The sequence below is a fragment of the Klebsiella sp. BIGb0138 genome, assembly GCF_004342285.1.
Taxonomy (GTDB): Bacteria; Pseudomonadota; Gammaproteobacteria; order Enterobacterales; family Enterobacteriaceae; genus Klebsiella.
On sequence record NZ_SMCV01000005.1, the window covers coordinates 128360 to 152683 of the forward strand.

Annotated in this window: 23 protein-coding genes; 7 read left to right on the top strand and 16 right to left on the bottom strand. The window is 58.3% G+C overall.

From position 1 onward, the window contains the following. Nucleotides 1–35 precede the first annotated feature (35 nt). The 9 genes from EDF73_RS13310 to EDF73_RS13350 all read right to left on the bottom strand — a co-directional run bounded on the left by EDF73_RS13310 (nucleotide 36) and on the right by EDF73_RS13350 (nucleotide 5872). Entirely contained in the window at nucleotides 36–428 is a 393-nt protein-coding gene (locus tag EDF73_RS13310; RefSeq protein WP_004867955.1) for a DoxX family protein, read from the bottom strand. 290 nt (nucleotides 429–718) lie between these two features. Beyond that, nucleotides 719–1015 (bottom strand): YqjK-like family protein, encoded by a 297-nt coding sequence (locus tag EDF73_RS13315; protein WP_132729594.1) that lies wholly within the window; start codon nucleotides 1013–1015, stop codon nucleotides 719–721. Beyond that, on the bottom strand, nucleotides 1012–1410 hold the full coding sequence (locus EDF73_RS13320) for a phage holin family protein (protein WP_132729595.1): 399 nt from the start codon (nucleotides 1408–1410) through the stop codon (nucleotides 1012–1014). The genes EDF73_RS13315 and EDF73_RS13320 overlap by 4 nt, the downstream gene beginning before the upstream one ends. Nucleotides 1411–1412: 2 nt before the next feature. Next, nucleotides 1413–1718 carry a YqjD family protein gene (locus tag EDF73_RS13325; protein ID WP_132729596.1) on the bottom strand — a complete coding sequence of 102 codons (306 nt, stop codon included), beginning with the start codon at nucleotides 1716–1718 and terminating at the stop codon, nucleotides 1413–1415. Nucleotides 1719–1759: 41 nt separating this feature from the next. After that, a complete protein-coding gene (locus EDF73_RS13330) occupies nucleotides 1760–2128 on the bottom strand; it encodes a DUF1090 domain-containing protein (RefSeq protein WP_132729597.1) in 369 nt (122 codons plus the stop codon). A gap of 150 nt (nucleotides 2129–2278) precedes the next feature. Beyond that, nucleotides 2279–2665, bottom strand: a complete 387-nt coding sequence (gene mzrA / locus EDF73_RS13335; protein WP_207896652.1) for an EnvZ/OmpR regulon moderator MzrA — start codon at nucleotides 2663–2665, stop codon at nucleotides 2279–2281. Beyond that, nucleotides 2665–3327, bottom strand: coding sequence for a DedA family general envelope maintenance protein YqjA (gene yqjA / locus EDF73_RS13340; protein ID WP_132729598.1), 663 nt, complete (start codon nucleotides 3325–3327; stop codon nucleotides 2665–2667). Before yqjA ends, mzrA begins: the two co-directional genes overlap by 1 nt. 337 nt (nucleotides 3328–3664) lie before the next feature. Continuing rightward, nucleotides 3665–4441, bottom strand: a complete 777-nt coding sequence (exuR, locus tag EDF73_RS13345; RefSeq protein WP_132729599.1) for a transcriptional regulator ExuR — start codon at nucleotides 4439–4441, stop codon at nucleotides 3665–3667. 129 nt (nucleotides 4442–4570) lie between these two features. Beyond that, complete coding sequence (locus EDF73_RS13350; RefSeq protein ID WP_132729600.1) at nucleotides 4571–5872, bottom strand: MFS transporter; 1302 nt, start codon at nucleotides 5870–5872, stop codon at nucleotides 4571–4573. Between the two features lie 483 nt (nucleotides 5873–6355). Here EDF73_RS13350 and uxaC point away from each other — a divergent pair, with 483 nt between their 5' ends. The 3 genes from uxaC to EDF73_RS13365 all read left to right on the top strand — a co-directional run bounded on the left by uxaC (nucleotide 6356) and on the right by EDF73_RS13365 (nucleotide 9975). Further along, entirely contained in the window at nucleotides 6356–7768 is a 1413-nt protein-coding gene (gene uxaC / locus EDF73_RS13355; RefSeq protein WP_132729601.1) for a glucuronate isomerase, read from the top strand. Between the two features lie 18 nt (nucleotides 7769–7786). Next, nucleotides 7787–9274 (top strand): altronate dehydratase family protein, encoded by a 1488-nt coding sequence (locus EDF73_RS13360; RefSeq protein ID WP_132729602.1) that lies wholly within the window; start codon nucleotides 7787–7789, stop codon nucleotides 9272–9274. 149 nt (nucleotides 9275–9423) lie between these two features. Further along, on the top strand, nucleotides 9424–9975 hold the full coding sequence (locus EDF73_RS13365) for a YgjV family protein (RefSeq protein ID WP_132729603.1): 552 nt from the start codon (nucleotides 9424–9426) through the stop codon (nucleotides 9973–9975). Between the two features lie 17 nt (nucleotides 9976–9992). On the opposite strand, the gene sstT is transcribed toward EDF73_RS13365, so the two are convergent. The 4 genes from sstT to EDF73_RS13385 form a co-directional block, all read right to left on the bottom strand. Then, entirely contained in the window at nucleotides 9993–11240 is a 1248-nt protein-coding gene (gene sstT / locus EDF73_RS13370; RefSeq protein ID WP_132729604.1) for a serine/threonine transporter SstT, read from the bottom strand. Nucleotides 11241–11494: 254 nt separating this feature from the next. Beyond that, on the bottom strand, nucleotides 11495–12463 hold the full coding sequence (locus EDF73_RS13375; protein ID WP_132729605.1) for a TerC family protein: 969 nt from the start codon (nucleotides 12461–12463) through the stop codon (nucleotides 11495–11497). A 280-nt stretch (nucleotides 12464–12743) separates the two neighbouring features. Continuing rightward, entirely contained in the window at nucleotides 12744–13733 is a 990-nt protein-coding gene (locus EDF73_RS13380) for a Gfo/Idh/MocA family oxidoreductase (RefSeq protein ID WP_132729606.1), read from the bottom strand. 73 nt (nucleotides 13734–13806) lie between these two features. After that, entirely contained in the window at nucleotides 13807–14307 is a 501-nt protein-coding gene (locus EDF73_RS13385) for a M48 family metallopeptidase (protein ID WP_132729607.1), read from the bottom strand. Nucleotides 14308–14443: 136 nt separating this feature from the next. On the opposite strand from EDF73_RS13385, the gene rlmG reads away from it, so the two are divergent. Then, nucleotides 14444–15580 (top strand): 23S rRNA (guanine(1835)-N(2))-methyltransferase RlmG, encoded by a 1137-nt coding sequence (gene rlmG, locus EDF73_RS13390; protein WP_132729608.1) that lies wholly within the window; start codon nucleotides 14444–14446, stop codon nucleotides 15578–15580. Between the two features lie 113 nt (nucleotides 15581–15693). On the opposite strand, the gene EDF73_RS13395 is transcribed toward rlmG, so the two are convergent. The 3 genes from EDF73_RS13395 to lsrR all read right to left on the bottom strand — a co-directional run bounded on the left by EDF73_RS13395 (nucleotide 15694) and on the right by lsrR (nucleotide 20489). After that, a complete protein-coding gene (locus EDF73_RS13395; protein WP_132729609.1) occupies nucleotides 15694–17715 on the bottom strand; it encodes an NADPH-dependent 2,4-dienoyl-CoA reductase in 2022 nt (673 codons plus the stop codon). Between the two features lie 172 nt (nucleotides 17716–17887). Beyond that, nucleotides 17888–19480 carry an autoinducer-2 kinase gene (gene lsrK, locus EDF73_RS13400; protein ID WP_132729610.1) on the bottom strand — a complete coding sequence of 531 codons (1593 nt, stop codon included), beginning with the start codon at nucleotides 19478–19480 and terminating at the stop codon, nucleotides 17888–17890. Between the two features lie 37 nt (nucleotides 19481–19517). After that, nucleotides 19518–20489, bottom strand: a complete 972-nt coding sequence (gene lsrR, locus EDF73_RS13405) for a transcriptional regulator LsrR (protein ID WP_132729611.1) — start codon at nucleotides 20487–20489, stop codon at nucleotides 19518–19520. Between the two features lie 217 nt (nucleotides 20490–20706). Here lsrR and lsrA point away from each other — a divergent pair, with 217 nt between their 5' ends. The 3 genes from lsrA to lsrD are packed head-to-tail and all read left to right on the top strand — an operon-like array spanning nucleotide 20707 to nucleotide 24203. Then, nucleotides 20707–22194, top strand: coding sequence for an autoinducer 2 ABC transporter ATP-binding protein LsrA (lsrA, locus tag EDF73_RS13410; protein ID WP_132729806.1), 1488 nt, complete (start codon nucleotides 20707–20709; stop codon nucleotides 22192–22194). Continuing rightward, complete coding sequence (lsrC, locus tag EDF73_RS13415) at nucleotides 22191–23225, top strand: autoinducer 2 ABC transporter permease LsrC (RefSeq protein WP_132729612.1); 1035 nt, start codon at nucleotides 22191–22193, stop codon at nucleotides 23223–23225. The genes lsrA and lsrC overlap by 4 nt, the downstream gene beginning before the upstream one ends. Continuing rightward, nucleotides 23226–24203, top strand: a complete 978-nt coding sequence (lsrD, locus tag EDF73_RS13420; protein ID WP_132729613.1) for an autoinducer 2 ABC transporter permease LsrD — start codon at nucleotides 23226–23228, stop codon at nucleotides 24201–24203. Nucleotides 24204–24324 lie beyond the last annotated feature (121 nt).

Consider the following 24324-nt stretch of genomic DNA (forward strand, 5'->3'; position numbering starts at 1 on the left):
TCTCCTCGCTTTACACTTCACTCAGTATAGTGTGCTTACCACTTTTTATTCAGCACGCGGTCGATGCTGAATGCGCCCGGGCCGGTGATAGCCAGCAGCAGGAAGCCGCCTGCGATGGTCAGGTTTTTCATAAACATCAGCGAGTTCACGCCTTCAGCAAAGTTGCTGTGGAACAGGAACGCGGTCAGCAGGGTGAAGCCGGCGGTGAACAGCGCGGTGGTACGCGTCAGGAAACCGAACAGGATAGCCAGACCGCCGCCGAACTCCAGCAGAATGGTAAGCGGCAGTAATGCACCCGGTACGCCCATGGCTTCCATATATTGTTGAGTACCCGCATAACCGGTGATTTTGCCCCAACCTGCAGTGATAAACAGGATTGGCATCAGAATGCGTGCGACCAGTACACCAACATCTTCTAATTTTTTCATTTCTTACTCCAGAGAACCCAAAGGGCGGCGGTTTCATTTTTTGGTGCAATCCTGCGTAGTTACGCGGGGTTGCTGTCGATGGAGGGAATATTAACGAGGCGCTGAGAGAATTGTTAGCAAGGAAAACTGTAGATCTTCATCAAAGATTCTGAGCAATTGGGGCGATTAAGCGGCCGGGCGTCGGGCAGAGAGAGCTTATGCCGCTGGCAACAGGAAGCGTCACGGATAGCGAGGCGTTTACGCCTCGGCACAGGGAAATGAGCGGATAGAGTCGTGGTGGGAAAGAGGGGTTAGCGGGAGGATGACTGCCGTAGCAAGCCTTTGGCCATCCGCCAGGTGCTCCAGATACCGAAGCCGCGTTTCGTCCAGCGGAGTAAAAAGCGCGGGTGGCGAACTGACCACACCGCCATGATACCGCTGCCCACCATCGCCCATGAGCGAAGCTGGAGTAACGTCTGCCAGCCGCGGTCCAACGGCGCGGTGGCGGCAAGCCAGTCGCGACGGCTGGCGATTAAATCCAGCCGCTGTTGTTGGATCTGGCGCAGCAGCAGGGCTTTACGCCGCTCGCGTTCCTGTTTGTTGCTCACGATCGATCGTCCTCCAGCAGAGCCCGATCGTCAGCCAGCTCTTTGCGCGTCATGCGCAGGAGAGTCGATCGACGGGCTTTACGCAGCGTCCAGATGCCGCCTGTCAACGAGGCGAGCAGCAGCACGGCGGTGGTGGCAATCATGACGTGCAGCCGGTACTGAGGGTCGATGGCCCAGATAATTAGCACCAGCAGGCTCATCAGGCCGAACGCGGCAAACAGCAGCGTCAACCCCAGCATCAGCAGCAGCTGGAAGAGGTTCGACTTCTCTTCTTCCAGCTCCACGACCACCAGGCGCAGGCGCGTTTCCACCATTTCGACCAGCAGCGTGATTATCCGCTGGCCAATACCGAAGACGCTTTTGCCCGGTCCTTGCGCGTGTTGAGAGTCCGCCATAATTAACGACGCGTCAGCAGGACACCCAGCACCAGCCCGACGGCTGCGCCAATACCGACCCCGGTCCACGGATTTTCGCGAACGTATTCGTCGGCGCGAGCGGCGGTTTCACGGGTTTGCTTGACGATTGCATCGCTGGTTTCACCCAGGCGAACGCGGCTTTCTTTCAACGCACTTTCCGCTTTGCTGCGTAGTTTGCCAATTTCTTCTTTCGACTTATCCGCAGAGGAATTCAGCACTTCTTCCAGGGTATCAGCCAGAGTCTTCAGTTCTGCACGCAGATCGTCTGCAACGTTGTCTTTAGGCATCTTTCTCTCCTGTAGAGTGGGTCCATGTAAAGTGTGGCTTATCAGTAATCACGCGACTCAAGCGTTTTCAGCTCGTGCTGCGCTTCATCAAGCTTGCGTTGGCGCTTGCTGATTTTATCGGCATCGCCTTTCTGCTGAGCTTCCTTCAGATCGCGCTGACGCTCGGTAATTTCCTCACGTTGTTTCGCGATTTTTTGCTGATGTTCGGCTTTGAGCTTACCGTCGCTGCAGTTCGCTCTGACTTCACGAAGCGCTTTGTTCAAACCATCAATCCGGTTCTGGTTGTGATGTTTTTCGGCATAGCTAATCTCCCGCTGGATATCCTGCTCTTTTTCCTGACAGGGGGAGATGGCAAAGGCGCTGGAGCTTAGCGAAGTCAAAACCAGAATCAAAGCGATGCGGTATTTCATGGATGCTACCTTCCATTGTGTGAGGGCATACCCGGGAGATATGCCCGATCCAGTCGATAAACGTCAGCCCGGTGGCTCCCGCAGTCTTAAGCATAGTCAGGAAAACGGGAAACCACCAAACTGCGTGAAAATATTCAGAATTTTGGCTACTTATCCCAATCTGTGTGGGGTATCGCGCAGACGGGAGAGCCAGGCTGTCGGCGTATTTTCATCCTCCAGCAAAGCAATAATATAACCATGTGGCAGAGCGCGGCCCAGAACTTCTTTTGCGGCGATGCTCTGCGCGCTGGAATCAAATTTGATCAACAAACCGTCTTTTTGCGGGGTGATGCTTTTGAAACGGATACCGTTCGCGTCAAGGTGATGCCAGACGGAGAAACCGTCCGGCATACCAACGCCCTGTCTGACGGGATGGATAGTCAGGGTTGATTCCTGATGCTGCATCGCCAGCCAGAGCCAGGCCAGGGCGCACAGGAGAATGGCGCCGCCCAGCAGCCAGCTCATCTGACGCAGAGAGGGGCTTTTTTTCGCCATCATCAGCTCCGGCTTCTGTATTTTTTCTTCCACAGGACCACCAGCGACCCGATTAAGCCAAACACCAGCAGCACAAGCGGCAGCAGCATCAGGCAGGACATCAGCTGATCTTCATATTTGAGGAATACCGGGGTTTTACCCAGCAGGTAACCCAGGGAGGTCAAAATCAGAACCCACAGCAGGCCGCTCATCCAGTTAAAGAACTGGAAGCGAGTATTATTCAGGCCGGAAAGCCCGGCGATAGTCGGCAGCAGCGTCCGCACGAAGGCGATAAAGCGGCCCATCAGCAGGGCGGAGAGCCCATGTTTATGGAACAGATGGTGCGCGCGCTGGTGATAGTGGGACGGCAAATGTGAAAGCCAGTTTTGCACAATCCGCGTATTGCCCAGCCAGCGCCCCTGAATATAGCTCAGCCAGCAGCCGAGGCTGGCCGCCGTGGTCAGCAGCAGCAGCGTCTCCGGGAACCCCATCGCCCCTTTGGCAATCAGTACGCCAACCAGGACTAACAGGCTGTCGCCCGGTAAAAAGGCGGCAGGAAGCAGGCCGTTTTCAAGGAACAAAATCATAAACAAGACAAAATATAGCATGCCAATCATGGAGGGATTGGCGAGGGTCTCGTAATCCTGACTCCACAGAGCATTCAACAATTGGGTTAATAGTTCCATTCACGATTCCTGGTACATCGGTTAACGGTTCGTCTGAACGCGGTGTAGATAGCGACATCGTTTTTTATTGGATTATGGTCGCTGTTCATGCGTCCTGAACGGTTCCCTGTTTAACAGCGCAGTCAGCAAAACGCGCTTTCAGAACGACGAAATGCATCTAATTGTAACAAAAGCACCGACTTTCCGTCAGAAAAATTACAGTCTGTTGCGCATTGATTTTGCTGATTGCGGCGGCGGGTGGCGAGTGTCTTTACACAGGCTGACACTATATATGTTTGCTTACCCAGCCTGATTTGCGGGCAGATGCTGATAGCCTGCCCGGAGAGAGGAAAAGCGCTTATTTTGCGCCGTTGGCCGCGGTATCGAGGTGAACAACCGGGTTTTCGGCAAACAGGTAACGGTCGGCATTGAATTCAAAATCATCGCTGGTTTCGTTAAACAGCATCAACTTGGTGTTTTCCAGGTGCTGCCACATGGCCAGTTTCGCCGCGTGCGGATCTTTGCGAATCAGCGCCTTAAGGATTTGGTCATGATCGTCACACCAGTTATCCACGGTGCGCAGGTCGATGTGGTCATGGAGCTTTTTCCAGTACGGGTTATGCACGCGCTGGGTCCACATTTTTTCGACGATGGCGGCTAAGGCGGTATTTTGCGTCGCCAGCGCGACCTGGACGTGAAACTGCAGATCCCATTCCGAATCGCGGAAACACTTCTCTTTGCGCGCCTTCTCCTGGATTTCCATCAGCTTCATGATGTCCTGCTTGGTCACCTGAGTGGCGGCAAACTCGGCAATATTGCTCTCAATCAGCTGGCGCGCCTGCAACAGTTCAAACGGACCATAGCTGGCAAACTCCAGCGATTCGTCGATCGGCTGCTGGTGTTTGGGGTGATTGGCGATAACGTGAATGCCGGAACCTTTGCGCACCTCAACATAGCCTTCCACTTCCAGCATGATAATGGCTTCGCGAACCACGGTTCGGCTGACGCTTTTCTCATCGGCGATAAAGCGTTCTGCAGGCAGCTTATCGCCTACAAGGTAGACACCTTGCTCAATACGCGCCTTCAACTCTGCGGCAAGCTGTTGATACAAACGACGTGGTTCTGTGATTTCCATATTCGCTCCCGGAAGATGGCGACAATATTGGATTTGTTATACCACTTTTACGCGCATCTCACCACTGCCGGATATGAAAAAGCCGCCTTCATGGCGGCGGCCTGGTGTATGAATCAATCGCGATGAGGCTTAGTTCTGCGCCAGCGGTTTATTCGTTTTGAGCGGTGGCGAGTCGTCGTCGGCGGACTGGTTCTTCAGCACGGTCCAGATAACCACGGCCCCCAGCAGGTCGAACACCGCCAGCACCGCGAACAGCGGGCTGAAGCCGATGGTATCGGCCAGAGCGCCGACCACCAGGGCGAACAGGGTGCTCGCCATCCATGCCGCCATCCCGGTCAGGCCGTTAGCCGTCGCCACTTCGTTACGACCAAATACGTCGGAAGAGAGGGTAATCAGCGCGCCGGACAGCGCCTGGTGGGCAAAGCCCCCGATGCACAGCAGCGCGATGGCGACGAACGGGCTGGTGAACAGGCCGATCATCCCCGGTCCAATCATCAGCAGCGCCCCCATGGTGACCACCATTTTACGCGACACAATCAGGTTAACGCCGAACCAGCGCTGGAACAGCGGCGGCAGATAGCCTCCAATGATACAACCGAGGTCAGCGAACAGCATCGGCATCCACGCGAACATGGCGATTTCTTTCAGGTTAAAGCCGTAGACTTTAAACATGAACAGCGGGATCCAGGCGTTAAAGGTCCCCCATGCCGGCTCGGCGAGAAAACGCGGTAGCGCAATGCCCCAGAACTGACGGTTGCGCAGGATCTGCCATGGGGACATTTTCTTGCTGTTGTCGGTCTGATGATGCGATTCCTGACCGCCGATGATGTAGTCGCGCTCTTCGGTGGTTAATTTCTTCTGGTCACGCGGGTGTTTGTAGAATACCAGCCACGCCATGGCCCAGATAAAGCTCAGGACACCGGAAATGATAAACGCCATCTGCCAGCTGTGCATCACAATTGCCCAGACCACCAGCGGCGGCGCAATCATCGCGCCGATAGAGGAGCCGACGTTAAAGTAGCCCACGGCAATAGAGCGTTCTTTTGCCGGGAACCATTCGGAGCTGGCCTTCAGACCCGCCGGGATCATCGCGGCTTCTGCGGCGCCGACGGCACCACGCGCCAGCGCTAATCCGCCCCAGCTGCCGGCCAGCGCCGTTGAACCGCAGAAAACGGCCCAGGCGATAGCAAAGAAGGCGTAGCCGATTTTGGTGCCCAGAATATCGAGAACGTAGCCGGCAACAGGCTGCATGACGGTGTAAGCAGCTGAATAGGCTGCGATGATATAGGAGTACTGTTGGGTGGAGATGTGTAACTCTTCCATCAGCGTCGGCGCAGCCGCAGCCACAGTGTTACGCGTCAGGTAACCCAGCACGGTGCCCATGGTCACCAGTGCGATCATATACCAACGTAACCCTTTAATTTTACGCATGTAAAACCTCATCGTTTGTTATATCTCCGCAGCAAGTGCGGCCATCTTCCAGCCCGGCAACCCGGGGTGGAGAGGGAGAAACGGAGGGCTCAGGAGGGAAAACCCATATGGCCCGAACCTTGGCATCAATTGTGTTGCTTAATTCGGTATCCGTACCGGTCAATGCGATGTAATAAATCATCGCGAATACATTCCTACGGTTTATATGTTGCGACGGCAGAAAGATAACTTGTCATACAACTTTAAAAGTTGAGTACTGTCACAAAAGTGGGAAAGTTTATGGGGGTATTCTTTCTTGCGAGAAAAGCCGCTTATGGCGCGGCCTGTAGCGCTGTTTACTCCTTTAAGGGTAAATTTTTTGTCAGCGTTTATTGATCTAACTCACGAAAAAGATTTCGGCCTGTGGAAATTGGTGTGATAACTTTGTCAGCATGATCGTCAATCATCTGAAGGGCTCCGTAACGGGGCGAAGAGGAAATGAAAATGACACCGTTTATGACCGAAGATTTTCTGCTTGATACCGAGTTTTCCCGCCGCCTGTACCATGACTACGCCAAAGACCAGCCGATTTTCGACTATCACTGCCACCTGCCGCCGCAGCAGATTGCCGAAAATTATCGCTTTAAAAATCTGTATGACATCTGGCTGAAAGGCGACCACTACAAATGGCGCGCAATGCGGACCAATGGCGTTGCGGAACGCCTGTGTACCGGCGATGCGTCGGACCGGGAAAAGTTTGATGCGTGGGCGGCAACCGTACCGCATACCATCGGTAACCCGCTCTATCACTGGACGCATCTGGAACTGCGACGTCCTTTTGGTATTACAGGTAAGCTGCTCTCCCCGTCTACCGCCGATGAAATCTGGAATCAGTGTAACGATCTGCTGGCGCAGGAGAGCTTCTCCGCCCGCGGCATCATGACGCAGATGAAGGTGAAAATGGTCGGCACCACCGACGATCCGATCGATTCACTGGAACACCACGCGGCGGTGGCGAAAGAGACCTCCTTCACCACCAAAGTGCTGCCGAGCTGGCGCCCGGATAAAGCGTTCAACATCGAACAGGCCACTTTTAACGACTACATGACCAGGCTCGGCGCGGTATCCGATACCGATATTCGTCGCTTTGCCGACCTGCAGTCTGCGCTGGTCAAACGCCTGGACCACTTCGCTGCTCACGGCTGCAAAGTTTCCGATCATGCGCTGGACGTGGTGCTGTTTGCCGAAGCCAGCGAGGCCGAACTGGATACCATCCTGGCGCGTCGCCTGGCCGGCGCTACCCTGAGCGAACACGAAGTCGCACAGTTCAAAACCGCGGTACTGGTCTTCCTCGGCGCCGAGTATGCCCGTCGCGGTTGGGTCCAGCAGTATCACATTGGCGCGCTGCGTAATAACAACCAGCGTCAGTTCAAACTGTTAGGCCCGGACGTTGGCTTTGACTCCATCAACGACCGCCCGCTGGCGGAGGCGCTGTCCCGACTGTTGAGCAAGCAGAATGAAGAAAATCTGCTGCCGAAAACCATTCTCTACTGCCTGAACCCGCGTGATAACGAAGTCCTGGGCACCATGATCGGCAACTTCCAGGGCGAAGGGATGCCCGGCAAGATGCAGTTCGGTTCCGGCTGGTGGTTCAACGATCAGAAAGACGGTATGGAGCGTCAGATGACCCAGCTGGCGCAGCTCGGTCTGCTGAGCCGCTTCGTCGGTATGCTGACCGACAGCCGCAGCTTCCTGTCCTACACCCGTCATGAGTATTTCCGCCGCATCCTGTGCCAGATGATCGGCCGCTGGGTGGCCGCGGGTGAAGCGCCGGCGGATATCCAGCTGTTGGGCGAGATGGTGAAAAATATCTGCTTTAACAATGCGCGTGATTACTTCGCCATTGAACTGAATTAAGTCCAGAGGTCGGTTGATATGCAATACATTAAAATCCATTCGCAGGATAACGTAGCCGTCGCGTTGGCTGACATGAGTGCAGGTACCCAGGTCACTATCGATGATGATACGGTCACGCTAAGCCAGGACGTGGGGCGTGGGCATAAGTTCGCGCTACGCCCGGTTGCGAAGGGAGATAACGTGATTAAGTATGGTCTGCCCATTGGTCATGCGCTGGCGGATATCGCGCCAGGGGAACATATCCATGCCCATAATACGCGCACCAACCTGAGCGACCTTGACGAGTATAGCTATCAGCCGGACCTTAGCGAGCCATCGGCACAGCCCGCCGACCGCGAGGTGCAAATTTACCGTCGCGCTAACGGGGAGGTCGGGGTGCGCAATGAACTGTGGATCCTGCCGACCGTCGGCTGTGTTAACGGGATTGCCCGCCAGATCCAGAACCGCTTCCTCAAAGAGACCAACGATGCGGAAGGCATCGATGGCGTCTTCCTCTTCGGTCACACCTACGGCTGTTCGCAGCTGGGGGACGATCACATCAATACCCGCACCATGCTGCAAAATATGGTGCGCCACCCCAACGCCGGGGCGGTGCTGGTGATCGGTCTGGGCTGTGAAAACAACCAGGTCGATGCTTTCCGTGAAACCCTGGGCGAGTTCGATCCGGCACGCGTGCACTTTATGATTTGCCAGGCGCAGGAAGATGAAGTGGAGGCGGGGGTTGAGCACCTGCACCAGCTCTATCGCGCGATGCGCGAGGACAAGCGCGAACCGGGCAAACTGAGCGAGCTGAAGTTTGGCCTGGAGTGCGGCGGCTCGGATGGCCTCTCCGGCATCACCGCCAACCCGATGCTGGGCCGTTTCTCGGACTACCTGATCGCCAACGGCGGGACGACCGTGCTGACGGAGGTGCCGGAAATGTTCGGCGCCGAGCGGCTGCTGATGAGCCACTGCCGGGATGAAGAGACCTTCGGCAAGCTGGTGACCATGGTGAATGACTTTAAACAGTACTTTATTGCGCATAACCAGCCGATTTACGAGAACCCATCGCCGGGCAATAAGGCGGGGGGGATCACCACGCTGGAAGATAAGTCGCTGGGCTGCACCCAGAAAGCGGGTTCCAGCCAGGTGGTAGATGTGCTGCGCTACGGCGAGCGTCTGAAGGTCCACGGTCTCAACTTGCTGAGCGCGCCGGGTAACGATGCGGTGGCGACCAGCGCCCTGGCCGGGGCGGGTTGCCACATGGTGCTGTTCAGTACCGGTCGCGGCACCCCTTATGGCGGTTTTGTGCCGACGGTAAAAATCGCCACCAACAGTGAGCTGGCGGCGAAGAAGAAGCACTGGATCGACTTCGATGCCGGCCAGTTGATTCACGGCAAAGCGATGCCGCAGCTGCTGGAGGAGTTTGTCGACACCCTTGTCGAAATCGTCAATGGCAAACTGACCTGTAATGAGCGCAATGACTTCCGCGAGCTGGCCATCTTCAAGAGCGGCGTCACCTTGTAATGGCCAGTCGCTCCTCGTCTGACGGTCAGGGGACGTGCCAGCGCGGCGGTGGGCGAAGGTATCTGTTTTGGTTATCATTGTTGATGTGAATAACGGCGCGCCATACAAGGGGCGCTGTTTGTTTTTATCTTTTCTGACAAGGATCTTTCATGACCGCGTATTGGCTTGCCCAGGGCGTGGGGGTCATCGCCTTTCTGATCGGAATCACCACCTTTATCAATCGCGACGAGCGTCGTTTTAAATGCCAGCTGGCGTTGTACAGCGCCATTATCGGCCTGCACTTTATCCTGATGGGGGCGCTGCCGGCGGGTATGAGCGCCGGGCTTAACGCCGTGCGCACGCTGATTTCTCTGCGTACCCGCAATCTGTGGGTCATGGCGATATTTATTGCCCTGACGCTGATTCTCGGCTTTGGAAAACTCCAGCATGCGATGGAACTGTTGCCGGTAGTCGGCACCGTCGCCAGCACCTGGGCCCTGTTTCGCTGCCAGGGGCTGACCACCCGCTGCGTGATGTGGTGCTCTACGGCGTGCTGGGTCACGCATAACTTTTGGCTGGGGTCGATTGGCGGCACGCTGATTGAAGGCAGCTTTCTGATCGTCAACGGTCTGAATATTATTCGTTTCTGGCGGCTGCAAAAACGCGGTATCGATCCGTTTAAAAGGGAGGAGGCGCTGGAAGAGAACCCCTCCGCCCGCTAGCGGAGGGGAGGCGGGGCTTAATCGCGCAGCGCGTTTTTCGCCAGCTGCTCATCTTCAGCAATACAGGCGGCGGCGGTAAACAGCACATCGGTGGAGGAGTTCAGCGCGGTTTCGCAGGAGTCCTGCAACACGCCGATGATAAAGCCGACCGCGACCACCTGCATGGCGACATCATTGGGAATACCGAACATATTGCAGGCCAGCGGAATCAGCAGCAGCGACCCTCCCGCTACGCCGGACGCGCCGCAGGCGCACAGTGAGGCGACCACGCTGAGCAGCAGCGCCGTAGGCAGATCCACCGGGATCCCCAGGGTATTCACGGCGGCCAGGGTTAGCACCGTAATGGTGATCGCGGCCCCGGCCATATTGATGGTGGCTCCCAGCGGGATAGAGACGGAATAGGTATCGCGATCGAGGTTCAGTTTTTCGCTCAGCGCCATGTTCACCGGAATATTGGCGGCGGAGCTGCGGGTGAAGAAGGCGTATACGCCGCTTTCGCGCAGGCAGGTCAGTACCAGCGGATACGGATTGCGGCGGATTTTCCAGAACACCAGCAGCGGGTTAATCACCAGCGCCACCAGCAGCATACAGCCCACCAGCACCATTAACAGCTGAGCGTAGCCCCACAGCGTTGCAAAACCGGTAGAGGCCAGAGTTGAAGAGACCAGGCCGAAAATACCCAGCGGCGCAAAGCGAATGACCATTCTCACCATGAAGGTCACCGCATGGGAGACGTCATTGATCAGGTTTTTGGTCGTCTCGTTGCCGTGACGTAGGGCAAAGCCGAGACCGACGGCCCACACCAGAATTCCGATATAGTTGGCATTGAGCAGGGCATCGATCGGGTTCGCGACCATACTCATCAGCAGCCCGCGCAGTACTTCGATAATCCCTGACGGTGGCGTAATATCGCCGGCAGCGGAGGTCAGGTGCAGCGTTGACGGGAAGATGAAGCTAAACAGCACGGCGGTTAACGCGGCGCTGAAGGTTCCCAGCAGGTACAGGAACAGAATCGGGCGGATACTGGTTTTTTGCCCCTGCTGATGGCTGGCGATGGAGGCCATCACCAGCATCAGCACCAGTACCGGCGCCACGGCCTTCAGCGCGCCGACGAACAGCGTGCCGAGCAGACCGACGGCGATCGCCGTCGGCTTCGAGACCAGCGCCAACAGCACGCCGAGAACCAGACCGACTAAAATTTGTTTGACCAGGCTGCCCTGGGCCAGACGTTGAAACAGGCCCGATGGGGGAGTTTGTGTCGTCATTATCTATACCTTCTTGTGATGTTGCTGTCCGTCTCACGTACGTACTCTTTGTTACGTTTATGTCCGGATGTAAGTAAATATTTTCCTGGTCGAGTATACGGAAAGAACGGTGGGGAGAAAGCGTAAAATGCTGCTTCTTTATCCGGGATCTTGTTTTTTAACTATGTATTAACGATTTTGTGACATGGTGAGAAATACTGCGCGGTGGAGGTTGCTGGCCGGGGGAAAGCAGGCTCCACCCGGCCATTTGCGGTTTATTGCCGCTGTTTCTTCTTATCGTGTTGCTGATTGACCCAGGCGTTAATCAGCAGGGTCAGCGTCAGAATGCCGCCAACCGCGCCGAGCGAAACGCTAATCGGGATATGGTAGAAGTCGACAATCAGCATCTTGACGCCGATAAATACCAGAATCACCGACAGGCCATACTTCAGCATCGAGAACCGCTCCGCGACGCCCGCCAGCAGGAAGTACATCGCGCGCAGGCCCAGAATCGCGAACAGGTTTGAGGTTAGTACGATAAACGGATCGGTGGTCACGGCAAAAATCGCCGGGATGCTATCGACCGCGAAAATCACGTCGCTTAGCTCCACCAGGATCAGCACCAGCAGCAGCGGCGTGGCGAACAGGACGCCGTTTTGCCGGGTAAAGAAGCGCTCGCCTTCAATCTTATCGGTCATACGCAGGTGATTGCGGATCCAGCGTACCAGCGGTTTATCGCCGATACCGGAATCATCTTCTTTCGCCAGCGCCATTTTCACCCCGGTAAACAGCAGGAATGCGCCAAACAGGTACAGCAGCCACTCGAACTGGGAAATAAGCCAGCTCCCAGCGAAGATCATCGCCGTACGCAGCACGATCGCCCCCAGCACGCCATAGACCAGCACCCGTCGCTGTAGCGCAGGCGGCACGGAGAAATAGCTGAACAGCATTAACCAGACGAAGACGTTATCGACGGCCAGCGCTTTCTCAATCAGATAACCGGTGAGGAAAGCCAGCGCCTGCGGATCGGCAACGGTACGCCCTTCGGTTTGTACCAGGTACCACCAGAAAGCCGCGTTGAAGAGAAGAGAGAGCGTTACCCAGAGAATGGACCAACCTGCGGCCTGTTTCATCGTCATGCTATGCGCACCGCGCCGTCCCTGAAGCAGGAGATCGATGGCCAGCATGATCGCCACGACCACAGCGAATCCGCCCCATAACAACGGTGTGCCGACAGTATTCATTACAATGTTCCTTACATAAAAACAAAACGGCTGACGTCGGAAGACGGCAGCCGTTGCGTGTTTATGCATAGACCTCGCCTTCCGGCAAGGTCTCACTTACAACAATAAAAGAGCCGCTTAACGTCGGCTGATGCTTTTATTATTGCCCGGCGACCGGATGCGCTTTTGCACGCATCGTAATGACGATCCACCGGCAAGGAAGTTACTCCCCTTTGCACGTAACAAAGTATTACAAGTCATAAATGGCGTCAATGGCGACGGACGGCCTATTTACACTCCTTTACGCCACCTGCGGATTATCCGCCGGGAATACCACGCCGGTCTGGCGGCGAATTTCGCTCAACAGTTTGGCCGTGCTGCGGCTCACTTCCAGTCCCGGGTGAAGCACCTGATTATTTTCCACCAGACGCGCAAACTCTTCCGCCTCATACAGCATCGTATTGATGTGCTGCGGCTGCGTCAGATCCTGCGCTTTCCCGCCGCGTGGGATGAAAGAGAGCTTCTGGCATTCAGAAATTTTCTCGATCACCAGCGCGCCGGCCTCGCCCTGGATTTCGCTTGCCAGGGTAGAGTCGCTCACCTTGGAATGGTGCAGGGTGACGTCAAAGTCCGCGTAACTGAGCACCACCGTCCCCTGGGCATCGACGCCGCTGTCCAGCAGGCTGGCGCTGGCGTGAACCGCCCGCGGCTCGCCCCATAGCGCGACGGCCGAAGCCAGGCAATAAAAACCGATATCCATAATCGAGCCGTTGGAGAAGGCCGGGTTGAAGGTATTCGGATTCTCGCCGTCGAGATAGCGCTGATAGCGGGAGGAGTACTGGCAGTAGTTGATAAACGCTTTATGCAGTTTGCCTACTTTGCCGAGCGACTGCTGCAGCAGCAGGAAATTCGGCAGGCTCGCGGTTTTGAAGGCTTCGAACAGCACCACCTGGTTTTCGCGGGCGGTATTGATAGCGGCTTCGACTTCCCGCAGATTGGAGGCCAGCGGTTTTTCGCAAATCACGTGCTTTTTATGGCTCAGGAACAGCTGCGTTTGCGGGAAGTGCAGGGAGTTCGGGCTGGCAATGTACACCGCGTCGACGGCATCGCTTTGCGCCAGAGCGTCCAGCGAGGTGAACAGATGGTCGACGGGATAGTCGTTAGCGAAAGCCTGCGCCTGCTCGAGGCTGCGAGAGTAAATCGCGGTGAGTTTATACTTGCCAGTTTCATGGGCGGCATCGACAAACTGTTTGGTAATCCAGTTTGTACCAACAACAGCGAAACGTATCATAAACGTTGACGAACTCCGTTAGAGGGGACCTCCTGCCACTCTACCATGCCATCATGACAAAACCAGTGCGTGACTACGCAGAACGATTTAACGAAAGATGCGTTAGCCACAGGCGCGTATCAAACTCCAGCTGGTGGTACTGCGGCTCCATATGGCAGCACAGCTGATAGAACGCTTTGTTATGATCCTTCTCTTTCAGGTGCGCCAGTTCATGCACCACGATCATTCGCAAAAACGCCTCCGGCGCCTCGCGGAACACCGTCGCCACGCGGATCTCGGCTTTCGCTTTCAGCTTGCCGCCCTGGACCCGTGAAATCGCGGTATGCAGGCCGAGCGCGTTGTTGAGGACGTGGATCTTGCTGTCGTACATTACCTTGTTCACCGGCGCGGCGCCGCGCAGATAGCGGGTTTTCAGATCCTGAGTGTACTGATACAACGCCTTATCGCTATTGACGTCATGCCCTTGCGGGTAACGTTTTTGCAGGACCTCGCCCAGCCGCTGCTCGGCAATTAAGGTGCGAACCTGAGAAAGTAAATTCTCCGGGTAACCCTGCAGGTAAGTGAGTTGACTCATCAACGCTCCAGATAAAAGATATTCATATCATCCCTCAGGCTGCTGCGGCGCATCCTGAATGATTTTGTCGCTAAAAAGGGTATACTCACGCACCCTTTTCAGGGATAACGCCAAATTTTACCACTCAGGAGGGCCGATGAGCCACTTAGACAACGGTTTCCGTTCACTGACACTGAAACGTTTCCCGGAAACGGATGACGTTAACCCGCTACTGGCGTGGGAAGCGGCGGATGAGTATCTGCTGCAGCAGCTGGACGATACGGAGATTAAGGGCCCGGTCCTGATTCTGAACGACACCTTCGGCGCATTAAGCTGTGCGCTGGCGGAACATACGCCATACAGTATCGGCGATTCGTACCTGACGGAACTCGCCACGCGTGAGAATTTGCGTCATAACGATATTGCCGAGTCCAGCGTGAAATTTCTCGACAGCACGGCAGAGTACCCACAGACGCCGGGCGTGGTGCTGATCAAAGTGCCAAAAACGCTGGCGTTGCTGGAGCAGCAGCTGCGGGCGTTACGCCTGGTGGTGACGCCGCAAACCCGTATTATCGCGGGCGCCAAGGCGCGCGACATTCATACATCCACGCTGGAGCTGTTTGAAAAAGTGCTGGGCCCGACCACCACCACCCTGGCCTGGAAGAAAGCCCGCTTGATAAACTGTACCTTCGCCGCGCCGGCCCTTGCCGAGGCGCCGCAGACGCTGAGCTGGAAGCTGGAAGGGACGGAGTGGACGATTCACAATCACGCGAATGTGTTCTCACGAACCGGGCTGGATATTGGCGCGCGTTTCTTCATCGAACATCTTCCTTCCAACCTCGAAGGCGAAATTGTCGATTTGGGCTGCGGCAACGGGGTGATTGGTCTGACGCTGCTGGAGAAAAACCCGCAGGCTAGCGTGGTGTTTGTGGATGAATCGCCGATGGCCGTGGCCTCCAGTCGCCTGAACGTGGAAACCAACATGCCCGAGGCGCTTGACCGCTGCGAGTTTATGATTAACAACGCCCTGTCCGACGTTGAGCCGTTTCGCTTTAATGCGGTGTTGTGCAACCCGCCGTTTCACCAGAAACATGCGCTGACGGATAACATCGCCTGGGAGATGTTCCATCACGCGCGCCGCTGCCTGAAGATTAACGGCGAGCTGTATATTGTGGCCAACCGTCACCTCGATTATTTCCACAAGCTGAAGAAGATTTTCGGTAACTGTTCTACCGTCGCCACCAATAATAAATTCGTGGTGTTGAAAGCGGTGAAGGTGCGTAAGCTGCGCTGATGTGCCGATCGCCTTCGCCGGGCGAGGTGAGGGCAGTCGCAGGTCGTTCGGCGAGGCGTGTAGCCCGGAGAAGCGCAGCGCCTCCGGGGAACCCCCGGCCCGGGCTACTGCCGTTAAATGGCCAGCGCAAGCTTTGTTCCCTGGGCAATGGCGCGGCGGGCATCCAGCTCCAGCGCCACGTCGCAGCCGCCTATCTGATGCACCACCTTACCCGCCGCGCGTAGCGGATCCGCCAGCTCACGCTTCGGCTCCTGACCGGCGCAGATAATCACCTGATCCACCGGCAATACCCGCGCTTCGCCGCCGATCGTCACATGCAATCCCTCGTCGTCGATCCGCTGATAGCTGACCGCCGGGATCATTTTTACCCCGCGCGCCAGCAGGGTGGCGTGGTGGATCCAGCCGGTGGTTTTACCTAAACCCTCGCCGGGCTTGCCGGGCTTGCGCTGGAGCATCACAATCTGCCGCGGGCTTTTCGCTAGCTGCGCCCCTTCCGGACGCAGGCCGCCGGGCGCCTGCAGGCTGGTATCAATTCCCCACTCGGCGCAAAATCCGGCGATATTCTGGCTGCTGGCAACCTCCGGCTGGCTCAGATACATCGCGGTATCAAACCCGATGCCGCCGCAGCCGATAATCGCCACTTTCTCGCCTACCGGCGCTTTGTCGCGCAGTACGTCGAGATAGCTCAGCACTTTCGGGTGCGTAATTCCGGCGATATCCGGCATCCGCGGGGCGATCCCGGTGGCGAGGATCACTTCGTCAAACGCCATCAGTCGATCCGCCGTGACCAACTGGCCCAGCTGCAGATCGACGCCGTTCAGAGCCAGCATCCGGCGGTAGTAGCGTAAGGTTTCAGAGAACTCCTCTTTGCCGGGGATCTGCCTGGCGATATTAAACTGGCCGCCAATCTCTTTTTGCGCGTCGAACAGCGTTACCGCGTGGCCGCGAGAAGCGGCATTGACGGCAAAAGCCAGCCCGGCGGGACCCGCCCCCACCACCGCCAGGCGTTTCACCGCCGACGCCGGGATGACCGGCATCAGAGTTTCATGGCAGGCGCGCGGATTGACCAGACAGGAGGTGACATGCCCGGCGAAGATCTGATCCAGGCAGGCCTGGTTGCAACCGATGCAGGTGTTGATCTCATCCGCTCGCCCGCTTTGCGCTTTGGAGAGGAATTCACCGTCGGCCAGGAAGGGGCGTGCCATCGACACCATATCGGCATCGCCACGGGCGAGGATCGCCTCCGCTACCTGCGGATCGTTGATCCGGTTAGTGGCGATCAGCGGGATCGCCACGGCGCCTTTCAACTTGCGGGTCACCCAGCTAAAGGCCCCGCGCGGTACCGCCGTGGCAATGGTCGGAATGCGCGCCTCGTGCCAGCCGATACCGGTGTTGATCAGGGTGGCGCCTGCCGCTTCAATCGCCTGCGCCAGTTCAATCACTTCCGGCAGCGTGCTGCCATCGTTAACCAGATCGAGCATCGACAGGCGGTAGATAATAATAAAGTCGTGGCCGGCTCGTTCGCGCACCGCGCGCACGACTTCAAGCGCAAAACGCATGCGTCGGGGGTAATCGCCGCCCCACTGGTCGTCGCGGTGGTTGGTGCGCGCAGCGAGGAATTCGTTAATTAAATAACCTTCAGAGCCCATCACTTCGACGCCGTCATAACCCGCCTCCCGGGCCAGCTGGGCGCAGCGGGCGAAATCATCGATCAGCTGCAGGATCTCATCATGGCTGAGCGCGTGCGGGACAAAGCGGTTAATCGGCGCCTGCAGCGCCGACGGGGCTACCGGCCGCGGCTGATAGCTATAGCGGCCGGTATGCAAAATTTGCAGAGCGATTTTGCCGCCTTCCCGATGGACCGCATCGGTAATGTGGCGATGGTGCGCCAGATGGCTGGCATCGTCGAGCACCGCGCCGCCCGCCATTGTGACCCCCGACGCCGTCGGCGCAATCCCGCCGGTGACAATCAGCGCCACCCCGTGGCGAGCACGCTCTGCGTAAAAGGCCGCCAGCCGCTCCGTGCCGTCGGCATGTTCTTCCAACCCGGTGTGCATCGACCCCATCAGCACACGGTTTTTCAGCTGGGTAAAACCCAGATCGAGCGGGGCGAATAACGACGGATAGTGGCTCATAATGGCTTCCAGTATCTAATATGTAACATTATTGTTATGTGGTCGGATGAGTTACTAATTTAGCCGTCGCGGGCAAAAAGTGAAAAAGGGAGTGCGGTGATTGTGATGGGATTCAAAGAACGAGGGCGGGAGCGTCCCCCGCCGCCGTGGAAGCGGGGGAAGAAGGGGGCGTTCAGGGGGCCGGGACGACAGGGGGCCGGCGCTTAAGGCCCGGCGCCTGCCACATCGAGGTGGTCAGCCCGCTGTCGACCAGCCCAAGCTGGTCGGCATAAACCGACTGCCATTTCTCCATCATCCCCTGGTACAGCTCGCGGTGCGCCGGATTGGGCGTAAATACCCGATGCCAGCTCACCAGCTGCTCGCCGGTCGTTGCCATATCGGCGTACAGGCCGGCGCCGGTTCCGGCGGCAATGGCGCAGCCGAGAGCGGTGGCTTCACGGACCACCGGCACGCGTACCGGCAGGCCGGTGACATCGCTGAGGATCTGGCTCCACAACGCCCCTTTCGAACCGCCGCCGGCAAAGACCAGGCTGTCGAACGTCACCCCGGAAAAGCGTGAGATTTGCGCCAGATTACAGGCGGAGACAATCGCCGCATTCTCCTCCAGCGCGCGGAACAGAGTGGCTTTATTGCATTTCTCCGGGTCGATGGAGAGGTTAATAAACGACGGCGCGGCGTGATACCACTGCTTGAAATGCATGGCATCGGAGAAGATCGGCATCACGCCGTGGGAACCGGCGGGCACCCGGCTGGCCATCTCTTCCAGCAGGGAGTAGGCGTCGACGCCGAGGCGCTCGGCGACCAGCTTCTCTTCGGCGCAAAAGGCATCGCGGAACCAGCGCATGGTCAGGCCGGTAAAGAAACTGATCGATTCCGCCTGGGCCATGCCGGGAATCACGTGCGGGTTCACGCGAATATTCATCTCCGGGTCGGTTCGCACTTCCGGCAGATTCACCACCTGTTGCCAGAAGGTACCGCCGAGTACGGCGCTTTGCCCCGCGCGCACCACCCCGAGACCGAGGCAGCCCAGCTGCACGTCGCCGCCGCCCATCACTACCGGAGTTCCGGCCCGCAGGCCGCTCTGCTGCGCCGCCGCCTCGGTCACCGTTCCGAGCAGCGTGCCGGTCTCTTTGACCGGCGAGAGCATATCGGCCCGTAGCCCCGCCATATCGAGCAGCGCCGGGCGCCAGTCGCGGCTAAACAGATCGAGCATCCCGGTGGTGCCGGCGTTGGACGGGTCGACGGCCAGCTCGCCGGAGAGCTTTGCTGCCAGCCAGTCGCTAATCATGGTGACGGTGGCGGCTTTACGATAGATATCCGGACGGTGATGGGCCAGCCACAGCAGGCGCGGCATGGCGCTTAACGCCAGCGTCTGGCCGGAGACGTCATACACTTCGGATTCAAAGTGGTCATCGTGGATCTCTTTGAGCTCCGCCACTTCGCGGCTGGCGCGGGCATCGACGTTGGCGCAGGCCCAGATGGCCTCGCCGTTACGGTCGTAAAGGACGATGCCTTCGCGCATGGAGCAGCAGGCGACGGACTGAATATCGGCCGCCTGCAGATGGGCGACCGCCAGCGCCTGGTGGATGCACTGACAGGCCAGTAGCCAGTTGGTGGTGAGATCGAACTCCATGGAGCCGGGAACATTTTCTACGCTCAGGTGTTTCCATTCGGCCTGGCCGACCGCGACCTGGCGGCCCGCCAGATCAAAAATGACTGCCCGAATGCTGCCGGTCCCGGCATCTAACGCTAACAGGTAACTCATGACATGCGCCTCGCGATTGTTGCGCGGCGCAGGGCCATCAGGAGGCCAGCGTGAGCACCGCGCGTGCTGTTGTCTCTTCCGTTACCAGGCCATTGATGCGTTTGCCCATCAGGGCGGCATAAATCGCCTGCGCTTTTTCCGTTCCACCGGCAACGCCGACAATGGTCGGCAGCTGTGCCAGCTCATCGAGGGTGACGCCGAGTAATTCCCGGTGTATCTCCAGCCCCTCAACCCGCCTGCCGTCGGCCTGCAGGAAATAACCGAGAATGTCGCCTACCGCGCCTTTACGGGCGTACATCAGCTGTTCGCCTTCGCTGATATAGCCGGAACGCAGAATCGTGGCGTCGCGGCGCTGATCGATAGCGCCAATGCCTACCACCGCCGCATCTGCCGCCGTGGCGGCCAGCATGACATCGCGGACGCTCGACTCCCGGCGCAGGATCTCCGCCACTTCGGCGGAGGAGACCCGCAGCGGCGCCGGAATAATGCTGACGCTACAGGCGGCATCCAGCTGGCCGATGCCGGTCATATAGGGCCCGACGCCGCCGGAGAGCGTCACCAGCCGCACCTGCTGCGAGCTGATAAAGCCGCTCAGGTGCTGCAGGCAGCTCATGGTGGCTTCGCCAAACCCCACCGCCAGCAGCTGCCCCGGTTCCAGTACTCCCATCAGCGACTGCGCCGCGCCAATGCCTAAACGCGCGTTCATCGGTGGCGTATTGAGCGCCGGCAGCACGCGGGCAATCTTCAGGTTAAAACGCTGTTGCAGCTCGGTCTCCAGCGCCAGGCACCCTTCGTAACGGGAGTTGATCTGCACGCGGATCACCCCGGACTGGCGGCCTTTTTCCAGCAGACGGGAGATCTTTAACCGCGGCAGCCCCAGGCGCTCGCCGATATCGTTCTGCGTCAATCCATCGTGGTAGTAACACCAGGCCACCCGCGCCACCAGCTCCTCTTCGGCTAACGCCAGGCCGGCATAGCGGCCCTCTTCCGTAATGCGTTTTTCGCTCATAAAGTGAACTCTTATAAAAATTTAGATCATATGTTCGTTATTGCGCGGTCGGAAAGTGTGAGCCGACTGGCAAAACCGATCTTTCATCGTGGGCCGATTTTTTCCAACGATCTAAAGCATAAAACTGTGATCTTTGCACGGTTGTAAATATAGTTCACCGTCTACGCTTTTGAACATTATTGAATTAAAAAATCATTTGTTCAACCGAGGCGTGATGATGAAGCCATTGCTTGAAGCCCGCCAGATCCGCAAACAGTTCTCCGGCATCGCCGTACTGAAGGGCATTGATTTCACGCTCTTTTCCGGGCAGGTGCATGCGCTGATGGGCGGCAACGGCGCCGGGAAATCGACGCTGATGAAGATTATCGCCGGGGTGGAAACGCCAGATGACGGTGAACTTAACCTTGGCGGCCGCGCTTTTGCGCGTCTCAACCCGGCGCTGGCCCACCAGCTGGGGATCTACCTGGTGCCTCAGGAGCCGATGCTGTTTCCCAACCTGACGGTACGGGAAAATATTCTCTTTCGCCTGCCGAAGCGCGCGGATAACGACGCGCGCTTACGGGAGACGCTGCAGCAGCTGCACTGCCAGATCAATCTCCAGGCGGCGGCCGGAACCCTGGAAGTGGCGGATCAGCAGATGGTGGAGATCCTCCGCGGGTTAATGCGCGACGCGCAGATCCTGATCCTCGATGAACCCACCGCCTCGTTAACGCCCGGGGAGACCGAGCGGTTGTTTCGCCAGATCCGCGCCCTGCAGGGGATCGGCGTCGGCATCGTCTTTATTTCGCATAAGCTGCCGGAGATCCGCCAGATCGCCAGTCATGTTTCGGTGATGCGTGACGGCGCGGTAGTGCTGAGCGGAGAGACCGCAGGCTACAGCGATGCGCAGCTGATCAACGCGATGACGCCCGTCGAGCGGGATCGCGATCTGAGCGATACGCAGAAACTGTGGCTGGCGCTGCCGGGCAATCGTCGGACTCAGGCGCAGGATTTCCCGGTACTGCGGGTAGAGGATCTGACCGGCGAGGGCTTTATCGATCTCAGTCTTGAGATCCATGCCGGGGAGATCGTCGGCCTGGCCGGACTGGTGGGCTCCGGGCGCACCGAATTTGCCGAAACCCTCTACGGCCTGCGTCCGCCGCGGGCAGGGCGGGTATGGCTGGAAAACCGCGACATCAGCCACGACAGCACCCGCGCGCGGCTTGCCAGCGGACTGGTCTATTTACCGGAAGACCGCCAGGTTTCCGGGCTGTTCCTGGATGCGCCGGTACGCTGGAACGCGGTGATGTTTAACCAGCCATCGTGGTGGCAGCAGCGTCAGCGCGAAGCGGCGGTGGTGGAGCGCTACCACCGGGCGCTGGGGATCAAACTCAATCACAGCGATCAGACCGTGCGTACGCTCTCCGGCGGCAACCAGCAGAAGGTCCTGCTGGCCCGCTGTCTGGAGGCTAACCCGCTGCTGCTGATCGTCGATGAACCCACGCGCGGCGTCGACGTTTCCGCCCGCGCCGACATCTATCAGCTGCTGAAAAGCGTCGCTGCGCAAAACGTGGCGGTACTGATGATTTCAAGCGATCTGGATGAGTTTGTCGGATTGGCCGACCGGGTGCTGGTGATGCATCAGGGCAGGCACAGCGGCGAGCTGATAAAGCCGGCGGTGACCGTCGATCGCATGATGGCGCTGGCCTTTGGAGGGCAGTCATGAAAACGTTATTCAGGAACCGCGAGCTGAGCGCCCTGCTGGCGATTCTGGCGCTGTTCGCGCTGCTGATCGCGCTCAATCCCGCCTATTTTAGCTTCCAGACCCTGGCGATGATCTTTGCCAGCTCGCAAATTCTCTGCCTGCTGGCGCTGGGAGCGACGCTGGTGATGCTGACCCGTAATATCGACGTTTCCGTTGGTTCGACCGTGGGGCTGAGTGCGATCGCGGTCGGCGTTGCGCTTAACGACGGATATGGCCTGACGGCGGCAATCGCCTTTGCGCTGGCGATTGGCGCCCTGGCGGGGGCTTTTAACGGCCTGCTGGTGGTCGGGCTGCGTATTCCGGCGATTGTCGCCACTCTCGGCACGCTTGGCCTGTATCGCGGGGTGATGCTGCTGTGGACCGGCGGGAAATGGATCGAGGGGCTGCCCGATGACCTGAAATCGCTTTCCGAACCGCTGTTTATCGGCGTATCGCCCTTGGGCTGGCTGGTGCTGGCGCTGCTGCTGGCGGGCGCATGGCTGCTGTCGCGCACCGCGTTCGGTCGCGATTTTTACGCCGTGGGCGACAACCTGGCCGCCGCGCGCCAGCTTGGGGTGGCGGTGAACCGTACCCGTATGTTGGCCTTTACCCTCAACGGCATGCTGGCGGCCTGCGCCGGGATCGTCTTTGCCGCGCAGATCGGTTTTGTCCCCAATCAGACCGGCAGCGGCCTGGAGATGAAGGCCATCGCCGCCTGCGTGCTGGGCGGGATCTCGCTGCTTGGCGGCACCGGGACGCTGATCGGCGCTTTTCTCGGCGCCTTTTTTCTCACCCAAATCGATACCGTGCTGGTGCTGTTCCGGCTGCCGGCGTGGTGGAACGACTTTATCGCCGGCCTGGTGCTGCTGGGGGTTCTGGTACTCGACGGTCGGCTACGTCAGGCGCTGGCGCGCCATCAGCGGGCGCTGAAATACAGCCGCTTTCAGCCCGGCAATAAAGGGGGAAAGCACGTCACCCCGTTCGCAAAACGTAAAAACAAAGAGGTGGCGTAGATGAAGCTCAACTGGGAAAGCGCGCTGCTGGTATTACTGGCGGTGGAAATTCTGCTGTTTGGGGCGATCAATCCGCGGATGCTGGATATCAACATGCTGCTGTTCAGCACCAGCGACTTTATCTGTATTGGCATTGTCGCGCTACCGCTGACCCTGGTGATCATCAGCGGCGGGATCGATATTTCGCTCGGATCCACCATTGGTCTGTGCGCCATTGCGCTGGGGGTGATGATGCAGGCGGGCTGGCCGATGGCGCTGGCGATTCCGCTGACGCTGCTGATTGGGCTGCTGTGCGGCCTGGTGAATGCCGCCCTGATTCACTATACCGGCATCAGCCCGCTGGTGATTACCCTCGGTACGCTCTATCTCTACGGCGGGGCGGCGCTGCTGCTTTCCGGCATCGCGGGGGCAACCGGCTATGAAGGGATTGGCGGCTTCCCGGATAGCTTTACCGCCTTCGCCAATCTGACGCTGGCCGGTCTTCCGCTACCGCTGCTGCTGTTTGCCGTTATCACCTTTTTCTTCTGGCTGCTGACCCACCGCGGGCGTTTCGGCCGCCACCTCTTCCTGATCGGGCAAAACCCGCGGGCGGCGCGCTACGCCGCGCTGTCGGTGAACGGCATGCCGTACGTGCTGTATGGCCTGGTGGGCGTGGCGTCGGCGGTGGCCGCGCTGATTCTGGTCTCTTACTTCGGTTCGGCGCGTTCGGATTTAGGCCGCGACCTGCTGATGCCCGCGCTGACTGCCGCGGTGCTCGGCGGGGCGAATATTTATGGCGGGTCGGGGTCGATACTCGGCACGGCGCTGGCGGCGCTGCTGGTGGGGTATCTGCAACAGGGTTTACAGATGGTCGGCATCCCCAACCAGGTGTCGAGCGCGCTGTCAGGGGCGCTGTTGGTAGTGGTGGTGATGGGGCGCTCGCTGAGCCTGCATCGTGAAGGGCTGCGCACGGCCTGGCGGCGTCTTTCTCGCGCATAGCCGAAATCATGCACTTTGCCAGAAGGCGGCAAGTTTATGCGTTCCCGGGGGCCGCGGGGGGGAACGAACGTAGCCAACGCACATGCAACCTGAAGTATGACGGGTATAAAACAATCGGAGC

Coding starts and splice junctions, on each gene's coding strand:
- yqjA (WP_132729598.1), bottom strand. CDS start 3,327: ATGGAACTATTAACCCAATTGTTGAATGCTCTGTGGAGTCAGGATTAC.
- EDF73_RS13365 (WP_132729603.1), top strand. CDS start 9,424: ATGACCGCGTATTGGCTTGCCCAGGGCGTGGGGGTCATCGCCTTTCTG.
- EDF73_RS13385 (WP_132729607.1), bottom strand. CDS start 14,307: ATGAGTCAACTCACTTACCTGCAGGGTTACCCGGAGAATTTACTTTCT.
- lsrC (WP_132729612.1), top strand. CDS start 22,191: ATGAAAACGTTATTCAGGAACCGCGAGCTGAGCGCCCTGCTGGCGATT.
- EDF73_RS13325 (WP_132729596.1), bottom strand. CDS start 1,718: ATGCCTAAAGACAACGTTGCAGACGATCTGCGTGCAGAACTGAAGACT.
- exuR (WP_132729599.1), bottom strand. CDS start 4,441: ATGGAAATCACAGAACCACGTCGTTTGTATCAACAGCTTGCCGCAGAG.
- uxaC (WP_132729601.1), top strand. CDS start 6,356: ATGACACCGTTTATGACCGAAGATTTTCTGCTTGATACCGAGTTTTCC.
- EDF73_RS13375 (WP_132729605.1), bottom strand. CDS start 12,463: ATGAATACTGTCGGCACACCGTTGTTATGGGGCGGATTCGCTGTGGTC.
- EDF73_RS13320 (WP_132729595.1), bottom strand. CDS start 1,410: ATGGCGGACTCTCAACACGCGCAAGGACCGGGCAAAAGCGTCTTCGGT.
- lsrR (WP_132729611.1), bottom strand. CDS start 20,489: ATGAGCGAAAAACGCATTACGGAAGAGGGCCGCTATGCCGGCCTGGCG.
- EDF73_RS13330 (WP_132729597.1), bottom strand. CDS start 2,128: ATGAAATACCGCATCGCTTTGATTCTGGTTTTGACTTCGCTAAGCTCC.
- lsrA (WP_132729806.1), top strand. CDS start 20,707: ATGAAGCCATTGCTTGAAGCCCGCCAGATCCGCAAACAGTTCTCCGGC.
- mzrA (WP_207896652.1), bottom strand. CDS start 2,665: ATGATGGCGAAAAAAAGCCCCTCTCTGCGTCAGATGAGCTGGCTGCTG.
- EDF73_RS13310 (WP_004867955.1), bottom strand. CDS start 428: ATGAAAAAATTAGAAGATGTTGGTGTACTGGTCGCACGCATTCTGATG.
- EDF73_RS13395 (WP_132729609.1), bottom strand. CDS start 17,715: ATGAGCCACTATCCGTCGTTATTCGCCCCGCTCGATCTGGGTTTTACC.
- rlmG (WP_132729608.1), top strand. CDS start 14,444: ATGAGCCACTTAGACAACGGTTTCCGTTCACTGACACTGAAACGTTTC.
- lsrD (WP_132729613.1), top strand. CDS start 23,226: ATGAAGCTCAACTGGGAAAGCGCGCTGCTGGTATTACTGGCGGTGGAA.
- sstT (WP_132729604.1), bottom strand. CDS start 11,240: ATGACGACACAAACTCCCCCATCGGGCCTGTTTCAACGTCTGGCCCAG.
- lsrK (WP_132729610.1), bottom strand. CDS start 19,480: ATGAGTTACCTGTTAGCGTTAGATGCCGGGACCGGCAGCATTCGGGCA.
- EDF73_RS13350 (WP_132729600.1), bottom strand. CDS start 5,872: ATGCGTAAAATTAAAGGGTTACGTTGGTATATGATCGCACTGGTGACC.
- EDF73_RS13380 (WP_132729606.1), bottom strand. CDS start 13,733: ATGATACGTTTCGCTGTTGTTGGTACAAACTGGATTACCAAACAGTTT.
- EDF73_RS13360 (WP_132729602.1), top strand. CDS start 7,787: ATGCAATACATTAAAATCCATTCGCAGGATAACGTAGCCGTCGCGTTG.